Source organism: Streptomyces sp. JJ36 (assembly GCF_021696945.1).
GTDB lineage: Bacteria > Actinomycetota > Actinomycetes > Streptomycetales > Streptomycetaceae > Streptomyces.
Genome location: NZ_JACYHE010000034.1, coordinates 50,371 through 57,531, shown reverse-complemented (window position 1 = coordinate 57,531; position 7,161 = coordinate 50,371). Strand labels below are relative to the sequence as shown.

Annotated in this window: 9 protein-coding genes; 5 read left to right on the top strand and 4 right to left on the bottom strand. The window is 74.0% G+C overall.

What is annotated here, in order from left to right:
- Positions 1-228, top strand: a 228-nt coding sequence (locus tag HOY81_RS15270) for a hypothetical protein (protein WP_237320943.1), incomplete at its 5' end; no start/stop codon positions are given.
- Between the two features lie 162 nt (positions 229-390).
- Here the strand turns inward: HOY81_RS15270 and HOY81_RS15265 are convergent.
- The 4 genes from HOY81_RS15265 to HOY81_RS15250 all read right to left on the bottom strand — a co-directional run bounded on the left by HOY81_RS15265 (position 391) and on the right by HOY81_RS15250 (position 3,265).
- On the bottom strand, positions 391-894 hold the full coding sequence (locus tag HOY81_RS15265; protein WP_237320942.1) for a hypothetical protein: 504 nt from the start codon (positions 892-894) through the stop codon (positions 391-393).
- 133 nt (positions 895-1,027) lie between these two features.
- The gene (locus HOY81_RS15260) at positions 1,028-1,258 is read right to left on the bottom strand and encodes a DUF397 domain-containing protein (protein WP_237320941.1); all 231 of its coding nucleotides are present in this window, start codon (positions 1,256-1,258) and stop codon (positions 1,028-1,030) included.
- 34 nt (positions 1,259-1,292) lie between these two features.
- On the bottom strand, positions 1,293-1,970 hold the full coding sequence (locus tag HOY81_RS15255; RefSeq protein ID WP_237320940.1) for a TetR/AcrR family transcriptional regulator: 678 nt from the start codon (positions 1,968-1,970) through the stop codon (positions 1,293-1,295).
- On the bottom strand, positions 1,967-3,265 hold the full coding sequence (locus tag HOY81_RS15250; RefSeq protein ID WP_237320938.1) for a CdaR family transcriptional regulator: 1,299 nt from the start codon (positions 3,263-3,265) through the stop codon (positions 1,967-1,969). Before HOY81_RS15250 ends, HOY81_RS15255 begins: the two co-directional genes overlap by 4 nt.
- A 183-nt stretch (positions 3,266-3,448) precedes the next feature.
- On the opposite strand from HOY81_RS15250, the gene HOY81_RS15245 reads away from it, so the two are divergent.
- The 4 genes from HOY81_RS15245 to HOY81_RS15230 are packed head-to-tail and all read left to right on the top strand — an operon-like array spanning position 3,449 to position 7,147.
- Complete coding sequence (locus tag HOY81_RS15245) at positions 3,449-4,207, top strand: ABC transporter ATP-binding protein (RefSeq protein WP_237320937.1); 759 nt, start codon at positions 3,449-3,451, stop codon at positions 4,205-4,207.
- Between the two features lie 38 nt (positions 4,208-4,245).
- Entirely contained in the window at positions 4,246-5,157 is a 912-nt protein-coding gene (locus tag HOY81_RS15240) for an ATP-binding cassette domain-containing protein (RefSeq protein WP_237320934.1), read from the top strand.
- Positions 5,158-5,162: 5 nt separating this feature from the next.
- Positions 5,163-6,044, top strand: a complete 882-nt coding sequence (locus HOY81_RS15235; RefSeq protein ID WP_237320932.1) for a branched-chain amino acid ABC transporter permease — start codon at positions 5,163-5,165, stop codon at positions 6,042-6,044.
- Entirely contained in the window at positions 6,041-7,147 is a 1,107-nt protein-coding gene (locus HOY81_RS15230; RefSeq protein WP_237320930.1) for a branched-chain amino acid ABC transporter permease, read from the top strand. The genes HOY81_RS15235 and HOY81_RS15230 overlap by 4 nt, the downstream gene beginning before the upstream one ends.
- The last annotated feature ends 14 nt before the right edge of the window (positions 7,148-7,161 follow it).

Here is a 7,161-nt window from a genome sequence, read left to right as displayed (position 1 = left end):
CCCGGCCAGCACTACGCCTGGGGCCTGACCACCCCCGGCGAGTACTACTGGGCCAGGAGCCACGACCCGGAGGGCCGGAAGTCCGTCGTGGTCCGCGGCGGCCGGCGCTACCACCAGATCCAGCTCGGGCACCGCGTCGCCTTCGTGAAGGCCGGGGACGTGGGGGTGGTCCCGGCGGGTGCGAGCACCCCGGACGGGCGCCGGGTGTGCTGTCCGGGGGATCTCTGAGGACCAGCCCGCGGCGTCGAGGGGGTACCTCCCGGGCCGAAGGGCTGGGGGCGAGCGCACGGCGGAGGAGGCTTCTCGTACGGGGCGTACGTGGACGAGGCGGCAAGGCAGCGCGCGTGCGTGCCAGGCGTCGCGGGCCCGAGAAGATCCGCCGGACGGGCCCTATCGGCCCTGCCGGAAGATCTCCGCGGGCAGCGGCTTGAGCAGGGCGTAGAGGTCGTCGGAGATCGGCCGGTCCCAGCTCGCGATGGTGACCAGCACGCCGTCGCTGCGGTCGAACTGCACGCAGGAGATGCGTTCCTCCGAGCAGGTGAGCCGCCGGACGATGAGCAGGTTGTCCTCGTGCATCACCGGGTCCTCCTCGACGCCGGTGACCTCCACCTGCTCCTCGTTCCCGAGCGCCGCGAGGAGCTGGGCGACCTCGAAGGGCACCTGCCCCTCCCCCACCTCGCGGAACGGGGAACCCTCCGGCAGATTGCCGATGATCATGGCGGGTCCACGGCCGCCGAAGAGGTCGTACCGCAGGAAGACGCCCTGGCAGCTTCCGTCCGGGGCGGGCAGCAGCCCCGCCCCGAGATCACCCGGCCAGTCGGAGGGGTCCATGGCCAGGACGTCGAAGTCCGGCCCGGCGGGTACGGGCGCGCTGCGGCGGCGGAGGAACGACATGTGGGCCATGGTACGTGGCGCCGTACGGCCGCTCCCGCGGGCGCCCACACCGGCCGGCCCGCACGGTGCACCGGCCCGGCCCGGTCCGGGGGCGAGCCCCGCCCGTGCGGGGCCGGGCGGGAGCCGGCCGGGGTCAGGTCAGGTCGAACCGGCCCTCGCGGGCCCCCAGCACGAACGCACGCCACTCGCTCGGCGAGAAGATCACCGCCGGGACCTCCGGGTCCCTCGCGTTGCGCATCGCTATGAAGCCCTCGACGAAGGCGATCTCCACATCGCCCTTCCCCTGGGAGCCGGACTGCCAGTCCGCGCCGGCCAGGTCCAGCTCGGGCCTCGCCTCCGCGGCGGTGAGGGTGCCGTCGGCCACGTGGGTACTCCTCCCGGTCGTCGTCCCGGCCAGACTATCCACGGGGGCCGGGCCCGGGACAGGCCGCGGACGCAACTGTCCCCGCCTCCGGCCCGGAGTGGTCCCCCGGTACGGACAACCGGGCGAGGATGCCGCACACCTCGTCCACGATCTCCCGTGCCTCGCCCTCGTCCGCGCAGTCGGCCAGCTCCCGGCCGGCGCCCCCGATCACGGTGGTCAGCACCCGTACGCGCACCCGCCCCGCGCGGTGCGTCTCGTCCACGCGGAGCAACCGGGAGTTCCGCCGCACCCAGGACCGGTCCCACTGCCGGCGCAGCGCGTCGAAGCCCGGCGGGCCGTCCTCGCCGGAGAGCAGCCGGCCGATGCGCCGCTGCTCCCAGGCGCCCTCCAGATAGGCGCGGGCGCCGGCGACGAAGCGGGCGACCGGGTCGTCGACTCCGCGAGTCCGCAGCTCGGCGAGGACCGCGGCCGTGCGGTGCTCCTGCTTCTCCTGGAAGTCCTCCCAGAGCGCCAGGTAGAGACCACGCTTGCCCCCGTAGTGCTGGAAGAGGCTGCCCACCGGGCTGCCGGAGCGGGTGGCGATCTCGGTGACGCTCGCGTCGGCGTAGCCGCGCTCGGCGAAGACGTCCAGTGCGGCCTCCAGCAGCGCCGTCCGGGTGGGGGACTCCGCTGCGGCCTGTGGTGCGGTGCGCTCTGTTCCGGTCTGGCTCACTGCCCGTCCTCGTCTTCCCCGGCCGCTTCGCGCAGAGCGAGGGCGACCAGCAGTTCCATCAGGTCGGCGATCCGGCGCGGGTTGCGCCCGGCTCGCTCCTCGATGCGGCGCAGCCGGTAGTGCGCGGTGTTGTGGTGCACGCGCAACCGGGCGGCGGCCACCCGCAGGTTCATGTCGGCGTCCGCGAAGGCCCGGACCGTCCGTCCGAGCACGCCGCCACGCCGGTCGTCCTCGTCCAGCAGGGCGGTGATCCGGGGGTCGACGAGCTGGCGGGCGATGCCGTCGGCGCGCAGCGCCAGATAGTCGAAGGAGGACATCCGCGGCAGCGCGGTCATCCCGCCACCGGGTGGGACCAGGTCGAGGGCGGAGCGCGCCTCCTGGTAGGCGCGCGGCAGTTCGGCCACGCCGTGCGCCACCGTGCTGACCCCGAGGGCGAGCACCGTGCCGTCGCGGGCCAGGCTGCGCTGCACCGTCTCGAACCGGGCGCACACGTCCTCCGGCTCCATCCCGGTGCGCAGCACCGGCACGGCCACGATCTCGCCGTGGCGCACCACGACCAGCGTGCGCCCACCGCGCGCCCCGGCGGAGGAGACGGCCGCGCTGGTGGCGTAGCCGCTCTCCGCCGCCGCGTCCTCGCCCGTGTGCCGGCTGCCGCCGACGCAGGCCCCGGTCACCACCATCATCGGCGCCTGGGCACCGATGCCGTACGCCTGTGCGGCGGCGTGCAGCGGCCCGCGGCCGGGAGCGGCCCCGGCCAGGAGCTGCTCCAGCAGGTCGCGGCGTTCGCGGTCGGCGTCGGCGACGACGTGCTGCTGGAACTCGACATAGGCCTGCGCCGCGTGACTGCCGGCGTAGTCGACGTAGCGCATGATCGGGGCGACCAGGGAGAGCGCGGCCTCCCGCGCCGCCTCCGAGGGGCCCGCGCACTCCAGGACCGCGTCCCAGAAGACCTGCCGGCCGACGCGGAAGGCGTTGATCCAGTCCTCCAGCGGGAAGCCGGCCCGGGCCCGGCGCATGGCCGCCGCCCGGCTGAACACCAGGTCTTCCGGCTCGATGCGACGCTCGTCGGCGAGCAGGGCGAGCTGGATGCGGTAGTGGGCCAGCACCTGGTCGCGCACGTCCGCGAAGAACGGCGCGTCCTGTACGGCGTACGAGGGGATCTCGGCGCGCATCACCGCGACGGCGGTGTCGGCCACCTCCTCGACCCGCTCCTTCACCGCGCACAGCAGTCGCAGCCGCTCCTGCCGCTGGGGCTCGGAGAGGCGGGGCGGGCGCAGGAGGGGTGCGCGGGACATGCCGGGATCGTGACCGCCGCACAGCCGGACGTCAATGGTCCGGGTGTCCACCGGCGGGGAACTGTGCGCGGCGCACAGGGGCGCGGCGGCGAAGTTGGGTTTCCGCGCCCAATGCCCCTGGGCGGGACGCCCACCTACTGTTTCGCTCGCCCACCCCCCAGTACCTGTGAAGGGCGGCATCCCATGCTCACGGTCGACGGTATCACCGTGCGCTTCGGCGGAATCACGGCACTCGACGGCGTCGGATTCTCGGTCGGGAAGCACACCGCCGTGGGGCTCATCGGTCCCAACGGAGCCGGCAAGACCACACTGTTCAACTGCCTCACCCGGCGCTGCACCCCCGATGCGGGCAACGTGCGCTACGAGGACAGCGATCTCCTGGCGATGCCGCCGCACACGGTGGCCCGCAGCGGCATCGCCAGGACCTTTCAGAACCTGGGGCTCTTCCAGCGCCTCACGGTCCGCGAGAACGTGCTGATCGGCGCCCACCACCGGGGCCGCACGGGCTACGCCTCGGCCGCGCTGCGCCTGCCCCGGGTCCGCCGGGAGGAGGCGGAGCTCCGGGAGGGAGCCGAGGAGCTGCTGCGCCGGCTCGACCTCACGGACGTCGCGGACCGCCCGGCCAGTGGGCTGCCGTTCGGCACCCTGAAGCGGGTCGAGCTGGCGCGGGCGCTGGCGGCGCGGCCCCGGCTGCTGCTGCTGGACGAGCCGGTCAACGGGCTGAGTCACGGCGAGGTCGAGGACTTCGCCGGCCTGGTGCGGGAGCTGCGCGGGGATTTCGCGCTCACGCTCGTGGTGGTGGAGCACCACATGGGCTTCGTGATGGGCCTGTGCGACACGGTCGTCTGCCTGGAGTTCGGCCGGAAGATCGCCGAGGGGCCGCCGGAGACGGTGCAGCGCGATCCGGCCGTGATCGAGGCGTACCTGGGGGCGGCGGCATGAGCGGCCCGGAGAAGCCGGCGACACCGGGGAAGAGCGCCGTGAGCACCGGGGACCCGGCGGCTGCGACGCCGGTGACGGGACCGGCGACGGCGCCGGAACCCGTGCCGGAGGAGCGCCGCCGGGACACCAGGCCGGACACCCCGGACCGGCCCGTGCCCGGCGGCGAGCCGGACTTCCTGCGGGTGTCCGGACTGCACGCCGGATACGGGCAGGCGCGAGTGCTGCACGCCATCGGTTTCCAGGTGGCCCGCGGCGAGGTGTGCGCCATCCTCGGGCCGAACGGGGCGGGGAAGACCACGACGCTGCGGGCGCTGAGCGGCATGGTGCGGGGGCGCGGCTCGGTGACGCTGGACGGCACCGAACTGCTGGGCCGCTCCCCGGAACAGGCCGCCCGGCTCGGCGTGGCGCACGTGCCCGAGGGGCGGGGCACCTTCAACGACCTCACCGTGGAGGAGAACCTGCGCGTCGGCGCCTACCTCCGCAGCGGGGGGCGGCTTGCGCAGGTGTTCTCCCGCCGGGCGGCCCGCCGGGACGAGCGCGCGGCGGTGGCGGAGGACCTGGAGCGGGTCTACGGCTACTTCCCCAAGCTCCGCAAGCGCCACCGGCAGCCGGCGGGGAGCCTCAGCGGGGGCGAGCAGCAGATGCTGGCGATCGGCCGGGCGCTGATGCTCCGGCCCGCCCTGCTCCTGCTCGACGAGCCCTCGCTGGGGCTCGCGCCGCTGGTCACCCGCGAGCTGTTCGGGATCGTCCGTACCGTCAACGAGGAGGAGCGCACCACCGTGGTCGTCGTCGAGCAGAACGCCAGGCTCGCGCTGGATGTCGCGCACCGGGCGCATGTACTGGAGTCGGGCCGGCTGATGCTGTCGGGGCCGGCCGCGGAGATCAGCCGGGACGGCCAGGTGGCCGAGGTGTATCTCGGGGTGTCCGCCGGTGCCGGGACGGGCGGGTGACCGGCATGACGGAATTCCTCCAGCAGGTGGTGCAGGGGGTGGGTTCGGGCGCCGTCTACGCCAGTCTGGCCCTGGCGCTGGTGCTGATCCACCGGTTCACCGGGATCGTCAACCTCGCCCAGGGCGAGCTGGCCATGTTCTCCACCTACGTCGCCTGGCAGCTGGTCCACTCCGGGATGCCGTTCTGGCTGGCGCTGCCGGTCACCCTGGGCGTCTCGTTCGTGGGCGGCATGCTGATCGAACGAGTGATCGTGCGGCCCGTCGAGGGCGCCCCGGAGCTGACGATCGTCATCGTCACCGTCGGGCTGTTCATCTTCGTCAACGCGGCGGCGGGCCTGATCTGGTCGTTCACCGTGAAGAGCTTCCCGCAGCCGTTCCCGGACGGCGGCGCGGAGCTCGCCGGGGTGCGCCTCGGCTGGTCCGTGCTCGGGGTCGTCGGCGTGGTGGCGGCCGTGATGGGGCTGCTCTATCTGCTCTTCCGGCACACCTCGGTGGGGCTCACCATGCGTGCGGTCTCCTGCAACCCGGTCTCCGCCCGGCTGTCCGGCGTCCGGGTCGGGCGGGTCCTGATGCTCGGCTGGGGGCTGGCCGCCACGGTCGGCGCGCTCTCCGGGGTGCTGGTGGCGCCGCAGCTCTTCCTGGAGCCGAACATGATGGGCGGCGTCCTGATCTATGCGTTCGCGGCGGCCACCCTGGGCGGGTTCGACAGCCCGGTCGGTGCGGTCGCGGGCGGTCTGGTCGTCGGCGTCGCCGAGACGCTGGCGGGGGCGTACGTGGACGCGGTGGGCGCCGATCTGAAGATCGGGGTGCCGCTGCTGATCATCCTGGTGGTGCTGCTGCTGCGCCCGCAGGGACTCTTCGGCCGGGCGGCGGTGGAGCGGGCATGAACGACGCACGTCCTCTCACCGGTGGCGCCCCGGCGGCGCGGGCGCTCCGCCTGCTGGCGGCGGCGGCCGTGACCGCCGCGGTCCTCGGGGCGCCGTTCTACTTCGCCCCCTTCCGGGTCTTCCAGCTGACCATGGTGCTGCTGTACGCCGTGGCGCTGGCCGGCCTCAACCATCTCGTCGGGCACGGCGGGCAGATCTCGCTGGGACACGGTGCCTTCTTCGCGGCGGGCGCCTACACCGCGGCCGTGCTGCTCGACCGCACCGGCCTGCCGCATCTCGCCACGCTGCCGGTGGCCGCCGTGGGGTGTTTCCTGCTGGGGCTGGCCTTCGGCGTGCCGGCGCTGCGGCTGCGCGGTCTCTATCTGGCGCTGGTGACGCTCTCCCTGGCGGTCTTCCTGCCGCCGCTCCTCAAGCGGTACGCGTCGGTGACCGGCGGTTCCATGGGGCTGACCGTCGACAAGCCGGTGCCGCCGGAGTGGACGGGACTGGCGGAGGACCAGTGGCTGTACTTCCTCGCCCTCGCCGTGGCGGCGGTCGCCCTGCTGGTGGCCCGCAACGTGCAGCGCTCCCGGACCGGCCGGGCGCTGCTGGCGGTGCGGGAGAACGAGGCGGCGGCCGAGATGCTCGGCGTGCGGTTGTCCGTCCACAAGACGCTGGCCTTCGCCTGGAGCGCGATGTTCGCGGGCGTGGCGGGCTGCGTCTACACCTGGGTGATCGGCTTCGTGTCGCCGGACTCCTTCACCTTCGTGCTCTCCATCACGCTGCTGGCGGGCCTGGTGGTAGGCGGGCTGGGCTCGCTGTACGGGCCGCTGCTCGGCGCGGCGTTCGTGATGTACGTGCCCAGCATCTCCCAGGACGTGAGCGAGGCCGCGCCGGGTGTCGTGTTCGGCCTGCTGATCATCGTGGTGATGTACGTCGCCCCGACCGGGCTCGCCGGGCTGGCGGGGCGCCTGACGCGGGCGGTGCGGCGCCGTCTCGCCCGCCCGCCCCGCCGGCTGCCGGACGCCGCGTCCGGCGGTGCCTCCCCACCCCCCTCCGCGTCCCCCACCGCCGGAGCCACGACCCGGGATGCCGAACCCCTCGGCATGCCGCCCACCACGTGAAAGGACCGATCCGC